Here is a 13,177-nt window from a genome sequence, read left to right as displayed (position 1 = left end):
AAAAAAGCCGAACGTAAAGTTCGGCTTTTAATCTCATTTCAGTAACTTAAAGTCTTAGTTCCTTAGAACCTTAGTCCCTCAGCACTTCAGTGCCTTAGTCCTGAATATAAGTTTTATTTCCATTTTTGTTGATGTAGTATTTACCGCCTTTTGGACCAGTATATACTTTTTTGCCGTTATATTCTCCAGTTACTTTGTCTGGTGTTTTTGGCGCTTTTTCATTAGTTTCTTTTAAAGTCTTAGAAGCTGATTTTTTAGCTTTGTCGGCTTCTGTTTTTGCACTTTTGCTTGCGGCATCAGCTTTTGTTGCTGTTTTTTTGCTTGGTCGGCCTCAGTTTTTGCTTTTGCGGCTTCTTTATCTGCTGTTTTTTTAGCAGTGCTTGAAGATTCTTTTTTAGCTTTTGTTGCGGCGGCTGTTGCGTCATCAGCGACTTTTTTAGATTTGTCAGCGGCTTTTTTAGCATCGCTTGCTGATTCTTTTTTAGCTTTTGTAGCAGATGCTGTAGCGTCATCAGTCGCTTTTTTAGATTTTGCCGCTTGCTTTTTAGCATCAGCGCTTGCTTTGTCTGCATCCGATTTTGCTTTTTTAGCAGAAGCTTCGGTTTTACTCTTAGTTGCTTTAGTTGCTGTAACAGCATCTTGAGCATAAAAATTTGAAGAGAAAACCACTAAAAAGCATAGTAATAATAATTTTTTCATAAGGTCAAGAGTTTAAATTTCAATTAAAATTAATCAATTTATTTGTATTATTAAGTAGGTTTTTTCTTAATTTTTAAAAATAGGCGCGAAGGTTAACGTTTCCTGTGTGTACGGTTGCTCCGGTCTCGCTTTTACGGCCTTGATAGTTTAAATTGATATCTAAAAATGATGTTATGTTTTTCTGCAAGAGGAGTTTCCAAACTAAATTTTGTCCTGCCTGAAGTCCTTCAAGCATTTGATAGCCGACTGATGAAAACTCATTTCCGGTAAATTTGTTTTCATAGAAAGAGAACTCTCCATTTAAAGTTATTTTCTTTTCTCCGGCAAATGAAAATGAAGTTCCGAGCCTGTTTTGAACCAGAGTTTCTAAATTCCCAATTTGGTTTTCTTTATTCTGAAATTCATAAAAGAAATCCAGACTTGTGTTTTTTGAAAATAAATAACTGATTTTAGGCGCAAACTGATAGCCTTTCAAGTCATAATTTTTTTCTGCAAAATCTTCCGAAACTAAATTGGTTTTTATGGTTTTGGTAAAAAAATTAAAAAGCCATGTTTTTTGAACCAAATGCGTGTATTGCAATTGATGCGAATTATTTGTGACATTTTGTGAGCCAACAGAAAGAAGGTTTTTCCCTTTATTGACTAAATAAGAATAAGTGACAGAATGTTTTTGTTTCCCTCTATTAAAGTATAAACTGTTTCGTAAACTCGAATTCAATCCTAAAATGTTTTCTTTTGAAGAATCGAACGGATTCAATTCCAAGCGTTCGCCTTGACTTTTCACTTTCCGATCCATAATAAATGATGTTTGATTATAGAAATATGAGGCGAATTTTTTTATTCCTTTTTCATTTTGCCATTGCGTAGGATTTAATGTCAGCGATTGCGAAAATTTATTCTGATTGGTTTTAATATAAATCTGATTCGGTAAAAAGATTCTGATAAATCGGGCTTGATCTGAAAATTGAGCAATTTCAAATTCTTCCAATTCCTGAATTCCATTGCCATTATAATCGTTCCAAGTATAAACTCCTTGTCCGGTAGGAACTTCAATATAGGTATATTCCTGCTGTGCAATAGTTCCCGAGCTGGTTTCATAGGCAGTCCCTATTTGCATCAGCTGATTAAAAAATCGATCATTGTATAAGATTCTCGAATTTAAGGAAGGTTCGTTGCTTCGATTCGGATCGGTAAAATCCAGATTTCGATAGCTCATATAAACTGCCAAATTTGTTTTTTTGTTTTGAATCAATTTCGATTTCAAATAATAGGTTTGAGAATTGTTTACATGTTGCGGCAATCCGTTTTGCAAACTATCATTTCGACGTTGTAAAAAACCTATTTCAGCAAAGACTTTCGTGCTGTCTCCGCGACCAATGAAAGCGCCATATTCTGAAAATCTTTGGCTCAAGGCCGAAAACTGATTTGTCGTTTTGTCTTTTTCCTGATTGTCTTCGAGTTGCATGCTGGCACCAATCCAGTTTTTGCCAAAATGATATTTTGTTCGAGCGTGGTTTCTAATGAATTTTGAAGTTGAAGTGGTTGCATCTGAATTCAAAAAACTTCCTTGATTTTCAAAAGTCCATTTTTTTATTTTGAAAAAAGCGGATGTTGTATGACGAGTTCCAGAATAACTTTCACTGAAATCTAGTTTCTCAAACTGATAAGTTAATAATCCAACATTCGAAGTTTTCTTTTTGGCAAATAAATCAAAATTGATTCCTGTTGTCAACAGACTTTGATTGCCAAAAAGAGTAGTGTTTAAATTCCAATCACGATTAAATTCAATATTGTACAAACGCTCAACTGATTTGAAATTTTCCGCAACATATTGATAATTTGCAAAGGCATCCAATGTCCAAGTTTTGGTAAAAAGGCGTTTTTTAAGATTAGTCTTAAAAGCAATTCCTTCATTATTCCCGTCGTCAATGCTTGAAAATAAGTTTTTATCATTGTTGCTTATGGCAAGTTCAAAATCAGCCAGTGTTTTTTCATTCGGATTATATTTTCCTAAAAATGTAGCAACCTGAAGTTTAATCGGCGGAACTAATTGCACAATTGGTTCATAATTTCCCTGCAGAATTCCATTTATGGGAGGCACATATTCATAAATTCTTTCAACCGAATTATTGTTCTGAATAATATAATTTCCGGCATTATTTCCAACCAAACTGAATTTTACATTATACAAAACATCGGCAGGATTATTCGAATATTCATAAACTTCAACAGCATTGATCAGCGTTTTTTTGTACAAAATTTTATTATCGGCATATTTGTCTTCATATGCCGAAGGGGCTTTCATCAAATCAGGATTATCTCCGGCATTTTTCAAAATTTGAACTTGATCTGCAGAAAGATTTTGTTGCAAAGGTTGATTTTTAAAATCGCTTTCAGAATAAATATAACCGCCAAAACTCCAATTTTTGTTTTCGTGTGTTCCGCCGGCGTACGTTACAAGTCGGTTGTAATTTCGTTCTGAATATTGGTATTCTATATTGATACGCATTTCAGAAGTAATCGTGAAAAGTGATGTAAAAACAATTTCGCCAGCATTATAATCGATCACATAATCATTGTTTTCGCCACGTTTCAGCAAAACACCGTTTACATAAACACGTTCTGAACCCGAAATAACTAAAACGTACAATTCGCCATTTTGACCTTTCAATTTATATGGACCTTGATTCCCTTCCTGCCCCGTAAAAGTGCTTTTTGCGTATTGTCCTTTTACAAAAGCGACCGAAGCAAAGATGTTGGTTTTGCTTTTTCCGGTATCAAAATCAAAACTCGCAGAAAGTCCCTGAACTTTTTTGTTGAAATTGAGAAATTGAGTTTTATGATTTTCCAGAAAGACATCGCCTGCGCGAATGTTCCAATCATCGCTGAAAAGCTCCATGAAAATATTATCAAACTGATCCAGTTTTTGTGAATAACCGCCATCCTGCAACGGGATATTATTGTCTTGAAGCGAGGCCCGAAGACTTACTTTGTCCGAGATTTTCCCGGTAATCTGCAAATCGAGATTAGAGTTTAAAACCGTATTTTGATTATTCCCGACAGTAACACCACGCGTAATGCTTCCGGAAGTATTTAAGCCGTCAAACGGAACGACTTTTTTGGTATTGGCATTGTCAATTTTATAAAGCTTTTCAGAACCAGCCTCATTGCTCACCACTTGATCTGACTTGTAAAGACTGTATTCTTTGGTAATGAAATCCGGATATTTTAAATAATTGACAATTAAAGTATCAGAAATCGAAGTGAATTTTTCGTTTAAAAGAAGTGTTCCTTTTTCAAAATTGATTTTGTAAAAACTGGAATCAATGGGTTGATTTTTGGTATTTAAAAGCTCAAAAAAACTGGAATTTATGCTGACATTTTCTAATCGAATCGTATCGCGCGTTGCAATTACTTTTTTTGTTTTGTACGATGATTCTGTTTCCTGTGCCTGAAGCGCAGAAAACCAGATGAAAACCGTTAAAAAAAGTAATTTTTTCAACATAAATACTTTAACTCTAAAAAGCCAAAAGTAGTATTTAATATGTGAAATTATAGAAGTTGTATTCTTTGAAATAAAAAAAGACTCCGCAATTAAGCGAAGCCTTTTCTAAAATATAATTGAATTGAAATAATTGCCTTTTATAAAGCTAAATTAGTTTAATTCTTTAGTGACAATCTGCATGGTCTCACGGCTAACTTGTTTCAATAAAACTTCTTTGTTAGCTTCAACAGTTTCTGCTCGCTTGTTCTGTAAAGTGACGAATTGTATAAAGTGTTACATTTTCGCTAAATTCTACTTTGAATTTTTTCGAAAGAATCGCATTCAAGTCATTGAAGTTTCCAAATTTATCTTCCACACAAACAGAGAAACTAATTGCAGAGTTCTGAATCAAGTTTACTTTGATTTTGAATTCGTGGAATAATCCAAAAATTTCACTGATGTTTTCTTCCATGATGAAAGAGAAATCAATTGATGAAAGCGAAATCAAAAGCTGTTCTCTTTTTACAATAAAACAAGGATATTGTGGTTCAAGATCTACACCTTTAGAAACACAAGTTCCTTTTAATAAAGGATTCACAAATGATTTTACGTATAACGGAATTTCTTTTTTCTGTAACGGCTGTAATGTTTTTGGGTGAATAACCGTTGCTCCATAAAACGCTAATTCGATTGCTTCACGATAGGATATTTGGTTTAGCAAACTTGCATTTTCGAAATAACGCGGATCGGCATTCATAACTCCAGGAACATCTTTCCAGATGGTAACGCTTTCAGCATTTAAGCAATAAGCAAAAATTCCGGCAGTATAATCAGAACCTTCACGGCCAAGAGTTGTTGTGAAATTGTTTTCGTCTGCACCTAAAAATCCTTGTGTGATATTTAGTTGTTTTCTTGGCACATTTTTGCTGATATTTTGTTGCGTAGTTTCCCAATCAACTTCTGCATCTCTATAGTTTGCATTGGTTTTGATGAAATTACGAACATCAAGCCATTGCGTCTGAATGCCGCGGAAATTCATGTAGTGGCTTAAAATATTTGTCGAAATCAATTCACCAAAACTGACAACTTGGTCGTAAACGAAATTGTAGTTTGGTGATTTGTTGTGTGCCAAAAAATACTCTAATTCTTCAAATTGTGCATTTACAGCTGAGAAAACCTCATGATTTTCATCATCAAATAAATCCAATAATATTTGATTGTGATATTTTTTTATTTCTTGTACAGATGAATTTAATTCTGGTGATTTGTCAAAATAATTCTTGATTACAACTTCAAGAGCATTTGTTGTTTTTCCCATAGCCGAAACTACAAGAATTACATCTTCGTAACCTACTTTTTGTAAAACGTCGTATACGTTTTTAATTCCATCTGCATCTTTTACTGATGCTCCTCCAAATTTAAATACTCTCATTTTTTAATTTATAGATTTTAGTTTTTAGATTTCAGTTTGGGGCGAAATCCTTGTTTATTTTTGCCACTAATTTCACGAATTAACACGAATTAATTTGTGGAAATTTGTGGAATTTGTGGCGATAATTTTTTACAATTTTTCTAGAAATGAATTTATTCCTGCTTCATCCATTTGAACAACTCTCCATTCGTCAAGAATTCTAGCGCCAGAATTCTCGTAAAATTTAACTGCTGGAGTATTCCAATCCAAGACATTCCATTCTACTCGTCTTACATTGTCTTTTTTCCTTGTTTCATGATTTCAGCATAAAGTGCCGATCCTAAACCAGTACCGCGCATTTTTTCTTTTACAATCAAATCTTCAAGATGAATTGTTTTTCCTTTCCAAGTAGAATAGCGGTAATAATACAACGCAATTCCAACAATTTCTTTTTGTTTTTCTTCGTTTTCAATTTCTGCCACAAAAACATGAAATAATGGTTTTTCGCCAAAACCATCACGAACTAAATCTTCTTCTGTAATAACGACCGCTTCGGGTTCTTTTTCGAATATCGCCAGCTCCTGAATTAGCCCTAACACCGATTTCATGTCTTCAGGATTTCCTTTTCTAATATTCATATATTCGTATTATTAAGTGTTTATTAGCTAAAAAAGCGTTTTTTTACTAGGTACTTTTTGCTGATAATTAGCAAATATACAATAGTAGCAAACTAACAACATAATTTTTAAATCATTCTCACAAAATAAACGATATTTGTGACTTAAAAATAAAACTACAACGATATAGTAATGGAAGAACGCAATAAAACACTGGGAGAGTTTATTATTGAGAACCAAAAAGCATTTCAGTATTCGTCGGGAGAGCTTTCCCGTATTATCAACTCTATACGTTTGGCGGCAAAAGTTGTCAACTATAAAGTAAACCAAGCCGGACTAGTGGACATCATCGGCGCCGCAGGCGAACAGAATGTTCAAGGAGAAGACCAGCAAAAATTAGATGTCTATGCAAACGAAGTATTTATCCAGACGTTAATAAACCGTGAGATTGTCTGTGGTATTGCTTCTGAAGAAAACGACGATTTTATAACTGTTCAGGGGAGCGACAACAGTCATAATAATAAGTACGTGATCTTAATGGATCCGCTTGACGGATCTTCAAACATTGATGTTAATGTTTCTGTGGGAACTATTTTTTCTGTTTTTAGAAGAATTACCCCAATAGGAACTCCGGTAACAAGCGAGGATTTTTTACAACCGGGAATCAATCAAGTTGCGACAGGTTATGTAATTTATGGAACTTCAACTATGTTGGTTTATACTACAGGACATGGTGTAAATGGTTTTACATTGAATCCAGCAATTGGTACATTTTATCTTTCGCATCCAAACATGAGGTTTCCTGAAAACGGAAATATTTATTCGGTAAACGAAGGAAATTATGTTCATTTTCCGCAAGGAGTGAAAAATTATATTAAATATTGTCAGCGTGAAGAAGAGGATAGACCTTATACTTCAAGATATATAGGAAGTTTAGTAGCCGATTTTCATCGAAATATGATTAAAGGCGGCGTTTATATTTATCCGACAAGTTCAAAAGCACCAAAAGGAAAACTACGTTTGTTGTATGAATGTAATCCAATGGCGTTTATTGCTGAACAAGCTGGAGGAAAAGCAACAGATGGTTTTGGAAGAATCATGGAAATCCAGCCGACAGAATTGCATCAAAGAGTTCCGTTTTTCTGCGGAAGCAAAAATATGGTGGAAAAAGCGGAGGAATTTATGGCAGAAGTTTAGTAACGATACTATTTTGTAAACGCAACCTTTTTGCATTTTCAGCATCTATTAAATAAAAATAGACACATGAAAAATATATTTGTTTTGGTTGTCCTGGTTTTTACTTTAGTTGGCTGTTCTAATGACGATTCGTCTGAATTAAGAATTCGAGTGTCGAATGCTAGTAAATTCAATTTTCAAAATATTACGGTAAATACTTCAACGGGTAATGTGAATTTTGAGAATGTAAATTCTGGACAGAAGTCAGGGTATAAAACTTTTTCGTTAGCATATAGCTATGCATTTGTTGAATTGCAAATTGACGGCAAAACCTATACATTACAGCCTATTGATTATGTTGGCGAAACGCCATTGCAAAAAGGGAATTATACATACGAGATTACCGCAAATGATTCTCAAAATCAATACGGAAAATTGAATTTGAAATTAATTAAGGATTAATGTATAATTCAATTTTGAAAAAAAACAATTGGTTTTAAACTGGACTGAAGTCCAGCTCTACAATATAATTTGTTCCTTCGGAACTAGAAAAGAGCTTTAGCTCGGCCTATGTTGTAGGGCCGGACTTCAGTCCGATTTGTGGTTGAGTTGAATGTATAAAATCTAAACATAAAACCCGACAGGTTTTAAAAACTTGTCGGGTTTATAATTTAAAATTTATTTCAATTTTGATTAAGTTAAAATTGCAAACTGAGACCGAAAACTGATGAACTATTATTTATGCATGTGTCGCATTTCGTAAATAAAAGTATCTCCGTCAACTTTTTTGTCTACTAGCGATAACGCTTTTGCAATGATATAATCAACATTGCTTGGTGTAAAACCTAGAGCAACACTTATTTTCTTTAATAATACTTCTTGCTTGTCTTCAAGTTGGTGGTCAACATGTACCATTCGGGTTAAATCGTATAAACGCTCCAAACGTTGAACATAAGAGTACGGAGGATTGATAGGGTATTTTAAAGGATCGCTTAGGATTTCTTCGTATTCAGACTCTGTAATTTCTAAACGTGAAGCTAATTTGTCTAAAAATTGTTTTTCCTCTGGATACACAACTCCGTCAGCTAATGCTACACGAACGATAGCTGAAAAGTGCCCTTTGTTTCTTTGTTTGAATTCGCTATCAAATAATTCTGAAAATGACATAATTATAAAGTTTTATTAACACAAATATAAATCTTATTTTAATTTAACGATTTTAAATTTCTCATAAAATTTAACGTAACTTTTTACGTTGTTTTACAGATGGGCTTCACGAAATTTTCAAAATAAGTCGTAAGTTTACATCCCCTAATCATTTAATAGAAATACCCCCATGTCAGAATTTTGGATTTATTTTCAGATAGGATTAAAACACGTTTTAGATATCCACGCCTACGATCACGTTCTTTTTTTAATCGCACTAACGATTCCTTATACTTTTAAAGACTGGAAACGAATTTTGCTCTTGGTTTCTGTTTTCACAATCGGCCATACCGTAGCATTAATTCTTTCTGTTTTCGGAATAATTGCAGTAAAAGTAAATCTGGTTGAATTCCTAATTCCAATTACGATTTTAATAACCGCCTTATATCATTTGTTTACGGCTGGAAAAGCGACCAAGAACGAAGGTGTAAATTTGGTTTTCATCGTTACTTTGTTTTTTGGACTAATTCACGGACTTGGATTCTCTAATTATTTTAAAACAATTTTAGGTGGCACGGCAACGTCAAAATTGTTACCTTTAGGGGAATTTGCGTTAGGAATTGAAGCGACGCAATTAGTTGTGGTTTTCGTAGCTTTGATACTATCATATATAGTGCAAACTGTGTTTCGTTTTTCAAAACGAGATTGGGCACTTGTAATGTCGGCTTTTATTGTTGGAGTTGTGATTCCAATGATTATTGAAAGCCCAATTTGGAACAGATAAAATAAATGGAGATAAAAAAATTAAACAAATACGATAAAGCTTATTTGAGAATTGCAAAAGAATGGAGTTTGCTTTCGTACTGTAAACGCAAGCAAGTAGGCGCTATTATCGTAAAAGACCGAATGATTATTTCTGATGGCTACAACGGAACGCCATCTGGATTTGAAAATTGTCGCGAAGATGAAGATGGATTAACCCGTTGGGATGTTCTTCATGCTGAAGCAAATGCAATTTTAAAAGTAGCTCGGTCAACGCAATCTTGTGAAGGTGCGACATTGTATATTACGCTTTCGCCTTGCAAGGAATGCAGTAAATTGATACATCAATCCGGAATAAAAAGAGTGGTGTACAAAGATGGATATCGTGATGATTCTGGAATTCAATTTTTAATAAAAGCAGGTATTGAAGTCGAACATATTCCTGTTTTAGAAGAGTAATGAAATTTAATTCTAAATATTTGCCAATTGTTATCGGAGCGACTTTTGCTCTTGGGACTGTGCTCGGAAGCTTAATGAATGCTCCCGCAGATGATCAGCTTTTGGCCAAAAATTACTCTAAAACAAAACTTAACAAACTGATCGATTTTATTAATAATGAATATGTCGACAGCATCAACACAGATTCAATTGTAAATCTTACAGTTGATAATATTCTTTCCAAATTAGATCCGCATTCTGTTTATATTCCGCCAAGCGAACAAGCCGAAGTTGCCGAAAGTATGAAAGGTGATTTCGTAGGAATCGGAATTAATTTTTATATGTATAAAGATTCTGTTGCGATCATAAAACCTATCGAAAACGGCCCTTCAGCGAAAGCGGGAATTAAATCAGGAGATCGCATTTTATTTGCTGGAAAAACGAAATTATTTGGAAGAAAATTGCCTTCTGATAGTTTGTTTTCGAAATTAAAAGGACTTCAAGGTTCAGAAATTGAATTGACAGTTTTTAGAAAATCGGAACAAAAGAAACTGAAATTTAAGGTTCGTAGAGATGTTATTCCGATAAAAAGTGTTGACGCTTCGATTTTACTTGGAAATAATACAGGTTATATCAAAATCAATCGATTTGCCGAAACAACTTATAAAGAATTTAAAACCGGCTTAACAAGATTGAAGCAAAGCGGCATCCAGTCAATTGTAATTGATCTTCGTGACAACGGCGGTGGTTATATGGAAGAAGCAGTGGCAATTGCTGATGAGTTTTTGAAAGACAAACAATTGATCGTTTTTACAAAAAATAAAAACGGAGAAACCGAAAAAACGTATGCCACAAAAGCGGGAAGTTTTGAAACCGGAAAAGTATATGTTTTAATAAATGAAAATAGCGCTTCTGCAAGTGAAATTTTGGCTGGAGCTATTCAGGATAATGATCGTGGAATTATTGTTGGACGTCGTTCTTTCGGGAAAGGCCTAGTACAACGCGAAATGGATTTCAACGACGGATCAGCGGTAAGATTGACTGTAGCGCGTTATTACACGCCAACAGGAAGATCAATTCAAAAGCCGTATAAAAAAGGAAACGAGGAATATTTTAAAGAATCAGAATCTCGAATTAAGTCTGGAGAACTTTATGCAAAAGATAGTATTAAAGTAGCAGATTCTTTAAAATTCAAAACTCCAAAAGGAAAAATCGTTTACGGCGGAGGAGGCATAGTTCCTGATGTTTTTGTTCCGATGGAAGCAGAGCACGGAAATGAAAACGTTGCGTATTTGCTTCAAACAGGAATTGTAGGCCATTTTGTTTTTGAAGAATTGGATAAAAACCGAAATGCATTTGTTGGGCTGAATTTTGCCACGTTTTTAGATGAAATGAAAAACTCAGATGTTTATTTCAAAAAGTTTAAAAAATACATCGCAATAACAGGTTTGGATTTAAAATTGGATAAAACCAAAACTCTGGTAAATCGCTATATTACTGCAGAATTTGCAAGACAATTGTTTGGTGAAATATATTACTACAATGTTGTTTTGAAAGATGATGCAATGATCAAATCGGTTTTGAATCCAAAGAAACAATCCTGAAATTTTTAAAATATGAAAACAGAGGCCGTTGTAAATGCTGAAATAGAACTTTTGACTGCAATAAAAAATGCTGATGTTTCAAGCTTAGAGAAAATTCTGCACGACGACTTGCTTTTTAATTTACCCGATGGAAATACAATCACAAAAAACTTTGATTTAGATTCTTATCGTTCGGGAAAAATGCAAGTAGAATCATTGGAAGCTTCAGATCAAATTATTAATATAATTGATGACGTAGCTGTCGTAACTGTAGCAGTTTCATTAAAAGGAGCTTACGATAATACTCCAATAAATGCTGTTTTGAAATATATCAGAGTTTGGAAACAGTTTGATGAAGAATTAAAAGTTATCGCCGGAAGCTGTATTCCGTTGGCATAAATTTTGAAAATAAATTTAATAGAAACATAAAATTAGACTTAGCGATCCTTGCGCAATTCTTAGCGTACTTTGCGGTTAAACACTTAAAAATATGAAAAATTTAAAAAGAATAAGCTTTCTTCTGGTTGTAATGACTTTTATAATCTCTTGCGCAACTGCAAAAGACAGCAGTAAGACGGTTTCGGGAAAAGTTGAATCAATTGAAGGCGGTAAAGACGGCTACACTGCAAAAATCAACACCGATCAAAAAGAAGTGTATTTTGTTACAATCAGTATTGTAAATGTGGGCGGACCGCAAAACTACAAACAAGTAAAAATTGGCGATGTAGTTTCAGTAAAAGGAGAATTCTGGAAATCTGAAGACGAAAACCATATTAAAGTTACGCAGATTATTTCGGTGAAATAGAAGAAACATAAAATAATTTTTAACCATTAAGAGGTTAAGTTTATTAAGTATTGCAACTTGTATCTTAACTTTTTAATGGTTTTGTGTTTAAACTTCTTAATTAACTTCGAAATTAAATATGCATAAAAAGAGAACTTAATTTCTTAATCTCTTAATGGTGAAAAAATTATCGAATGCTATCGTGCGAATGAGTCTGCACGCCGTTATTCCACAAAGTCAAAATATCTGTAGCAACGGCGGCGCCACTTCCGGTTGCAATGGCTAATTGACTTCTCCAGCCAGCTAAAGTTCCAATTACATAAATTCCATCAGTAACTTTGTGGTCTTCATTTTTAAGCTGAATTCGTTGTTTTTCTGGAAGAGCTTTTTTATGAGGCTCAACAAATTGCATCAAACCTTCAATGTCAAATGTATTGGCTGAACCAATTCCAACAACGATATTTTTTGTTTTATAAGAGTTTTTATTCGTTACAACAGTAAATTCAGGATAATTACCCTCAATTTTTATTACTTTTTCATTAGGAATCTGAGTAATATGCGGGTATGTTGTTGCTAAATCCTGTGTGCTTTCTGTAAGCAGTTCAGAGCCTAATTTTCCTGGCGTAATGCCATAAGCATTGTAGAAAATTGCTTCTTGTAACGAAGAATTCTTTTGATGGGTAAAAATTCCGATTTTTTTATCGGTAACAAAAGCTTTATTTTTTGCAGAGCCTAAGACTAAAGCACAAGACATGCCTGATACGCCTCCGCCAATAATTAGAACATCAAACATGTTATCTGTTTTCGTTCATTTTTTCTTCAATTCTTTTGGATATTCTAAAAATCAAAAGAATCAATACGGCGCAGAAAGAAGTCGCGATTCCAATAAAAGCTACCATACTGTCACCCTGAAACGGGTTTTTAAAGTCTAATAGCGTAATATTAAAAACAATTAAAGCTAATGCCAAAAGCACTAATATTGAAGTAAAAATTTTCATCTGGTTGTTTTTTGTTTAAAATAATCAAAGTAAAACTTTAAAAAATGGCTTAAAGTTTTGTTTTTAGAAATTTTATGGG

At 33.7% G+C, this 13,177-nt stretch carries 12 protein-coding genes and 2 pseudogenes; 7 read left to right on the top strand and 7 right to left on the bottom strand.

Annotated features, from left to right (window positions below):
* Nucleotides 1-231 precede the first annotated feature (231 nt).
* From ACQ9BO_RS00365 to ACQ9BO_RS00350, 4 genes and pseudogenes are all read right to left on the bottom strand, one after another.
* Complete coding sequence (locus tag ACQ9BO_RS00365; protein WP_431243213.1) at nucleotides 232-699, bottom strand: hypothetical protein; 468 nt, start codon at nucleotides 697-699, stop codon at nucleotides 232-234.
* A 73-nt stretch (nucleotides 700-772) separates the two neighbouring features.
* Nucleotides 773-4,204: a hypothetical protein gene (locus tag ACQ9BO_RS00360; RefSeq protein ID WP_431243212.1), complete on the bottom strand. Its 3,432-nt coding sequence runs from the start codon at nucleotides 4,202-4,204 to the stop codon at nucleotides 773-775.
* Between the two features lie 150 nt (nucleotides 4,205-4,354).
* Nucleotides 4,355-5,615: pseudogene (locus ACQ9BO_RS00355) on the bottom strand (aspartate kinase).
* A 129-nt stretch (nucleotides 5,616-5,744) separates the two neighbouring features.
* Nucleotides 5,745-6,232, bottom strand: a pseudogene (locus ACQ9BO_RS00350) (GNAT family N-acetyltransferase).
* A 171-nt stretch (nucleotides 6,233-6,403) separates the two neighbouring features.
* Here ACQ9BO_RS00350 and fbp point away from each other — a divergent pair.
* Together fbp and ACQ9BO_RS00340 are read left to right on the top strand one after the other, a co-directional pair.
* Nucleotides 6,404-7,408, top strand: a complete 1,005-nt coding sequence (fbp, locus tag ACQ9BO_RS00345) for a class 1 fructose-bisphosphatase (RefSeq protein ID WP_431243211.1) — start codon at nucleotides 6,404-6,406, stop codon at nucleotides 7,406-7,408.
* A 66-nt stretch (nucleotides 7,409-7,474) separates the two neighbouring features.
* A complete protein-coding gene (locus tag ACQ9BO_RS00340) occupies nucleotides 7,475-7,849 on the top strand; it encodes a hypothetical protein (RefSeq protein ID WP_431243210.1) in 375 nt (124 codons plus the stop codon).
* A gap of 273 nt (nucleotides 7,850-8,122) precedes the next feature.
* Here ACQ9BO_RS00340 and ACQ9BO_RS00335 read toward each other — a convergent pair whose 3' ends face one another.
* Nucleotides 8,123-8,554 (bottom strand): TerB family tellurite resistance protein, encoded by a 432-nt coding sequence (locus ACQ9BO_RS00335; protein ID WP_431243209.1) that lies wholly within the window; start codon nucleotides 8,552-8,554, stop codon nucleotides 8,123-8,125.
* 169 nt (nucleotides 8,555-8,723) lie between these two features.
* Between ACQ9BO_RS00335 and ACQ9BO_RS00330 the strand changes: the two genes are divergently transcribed.
* From ACQ9BO_RS00330 to ACQ9BO_RS00310, 5 genes are all read left to right on the top strand, one after another.
* A complete protein-coding gene (locus ACQ9BO_RS00330) occupies nucleotides 8,724-9,317 on the top strand; it encodes a HupE/UreJ family protein (RefSeq protein WP_431243208.1) in 594 nt (197 codons plus the stop codon).
* A gap of 5 nt (nucleotides 9,318-9,322) precedes the next feature.
* Nucleotides 9,323-9,754: a deoxycytidylate deaminase gene (locus ACQ9BO_RS00325; protein ID WP_431243207.1), complete on the top strand. Its 432-nt coding sequence runs from the start codon at nucleotides 9,323-9,325 to the stop codon at nucleotides 9,752-9,754.
* Nucleotides 9,754-11,337, top strand: coding sequence for a S41 family peptidase (locus tag ACQ9BO_RS00320; RefSeq protein ID WP_431243206.1), 1,584 nt, complete (start codon nucleotides 9,754-9,756; stop codon nucleotides 11,335-11,337). Before ACQ9BO_RS00325 ends, ACQ9BO_RS00320 begins: the two co-directional genes overlap by 1 nt.
* Before the next feature lie 12 nt (nucleotides 11,338-11,349).
* Nucleotides 11,350-11,715: a nuclear transport factor 2 family protein gene (locus tag ACQ9BO_RS00315; RefSeq protein WP_431243205.1), complete on the top strand. Its 366-nt coding sequence runs from the start codon at nucleotides 11,350-11,352 to the stop codon at nucleotides 11,713-11,715.
* Between the two features lie 91 nt (nucleotides 11,716-11,806).
* Nucleotides 11,807-12,121, top strand: coding sequence for a hypothetical protein (locus tag ACQ9BO_RS00310; protein WP_431243204.1), 315 nt, complete (start codon nucleotides 11,807-11,809; stop codon nucleotides 12,119-12,121).
* A gap of 166 nt (nucleotides 12,122-12,287) precedes the next feature.
* Here the strand turns inward: ACQ9BO_RS00310 and ACQ9BO_RS00305 are convergent, their stop codons facing one another.
* Nucleotides 12,288-12,893: an FAD-dependent oxidoreductase gene (locus ACQ9BO_RS00305; protein ID WP_431243203.1), complete on the bottom strand. Its 606-nt coding sequence runs from the start codon at nucleotides 12,891-12,893 to the stop codon at nucleotides 12,288-12,290.
* Between the two features lies 1 nt (nucleotide 12,894).
* On the bottom strand, nucleotides 12,895-13,098 hold the full coding sequence (locus ACQ9BO_RS00300; RefSeq protein WP_431243202.1) for a hypothetical protein: 204 nt from the start codon (nucleotides 13,096-13,098) through the stop codon (nucleotides 12,895-12,897).
* Nucleotides 13,099-13,177 lie beyond the last annotated feature (79 nt).

Origin of the sequence: Flavobacterium sp. P21, assembly GCF_050632225.1 — a bacterium.
GTDB lineage: Bacteria > Bacteroidota > Bacteroidia > Flavobacteriales > Flavobacteriaceae > Flavobacterium.
This window is presented reverse-complemented; position numbering and strand designations above follow the sequence as displayed.

Coding starts and splice junctions, on each gene's coding strand:
- ACQ9BO_RS00325 (WP_431243207.1), top strand. CDS start 9,323: ATGGAGATAAAAAAATTAAACAAATACGATAAAGCTTATTTGAGAATT.
- ACQ9BO_RS00365 (WP_431243213.1), bottom strand. CDS start 699: ATGAAAAAATTATTATTACTATGCTTTTTAGTGGTTTTCTCTTCAAAT.
- fbp (WP_431243211.1), top strand. CDS start 6,404: ATGGAAGAACGCAATAAAACACTGGGAGAGTTTATTATTGAGAACCAA.
- ACQ9BO_RS00340 (WP_431243210.1), top strand. CDS start 7,475: ATGAAAAATATATTTGTTTTGGTTGTCCTGGTTTTTACTTTAGTTGGC.
- ACQ9BO_RS00335 (WP_431243209.1), bottom strand. CDS start 8,554: ATGTCATTTTCAGAATTATTTGATAGCGAATTCAAACAAAGAAACAAA.
- ACQ9BO_RS00300 (WP_431243202.1), bottom strand. CDS start 13,098: ATGAAAATTTTTACTTCAATATTAGTGCTTTTGGCATTAGCTTTAATT.
- ACQ9BO_RS00305 (WP_431243203.1), bottom strand. CDS start 12,893: ATGTTTGATGTTCTAATTATTGGCGGAGGCGTATCAGGCATGTCTTGT.
- ACQ9BO_RS00360 (WP_431243212.1), bottom strand. CDS start 4,204: ATGTTGAAAAAATTACTTTTTTTAACGGTTTTCATCTGGTTTTCTGCG.
- ACQ9BO_RS00310 (WP_431243204.1), top strand. CDS start 11,807: ATGAAAAATTTAAAAAGAATAAGCTTTCTTCTGGTTGTAATGACTTTT.
- ACQ9BO_RS00315 (WP_431243205.1), top strand. CDS start 11,350: ATGAAAACAGAGGCCGTTGTAAATGCTGAAATAGAACTTTTGACTGCA.
- ACQ9BO_RS00330 (WP_431243208.1), top strand. CDS start 8,724: ATGTCAGAATTTTGGATTTATTTTCAGATAGGATTAAAACACGTTTTA.
- ACQ9BO_RS00320 (WP_431243206.1), top strand. CDS start 9,754: ATGAAATTTAATTCTAAATATTTGCCAATTGTTATCGGAGCGACTTTT.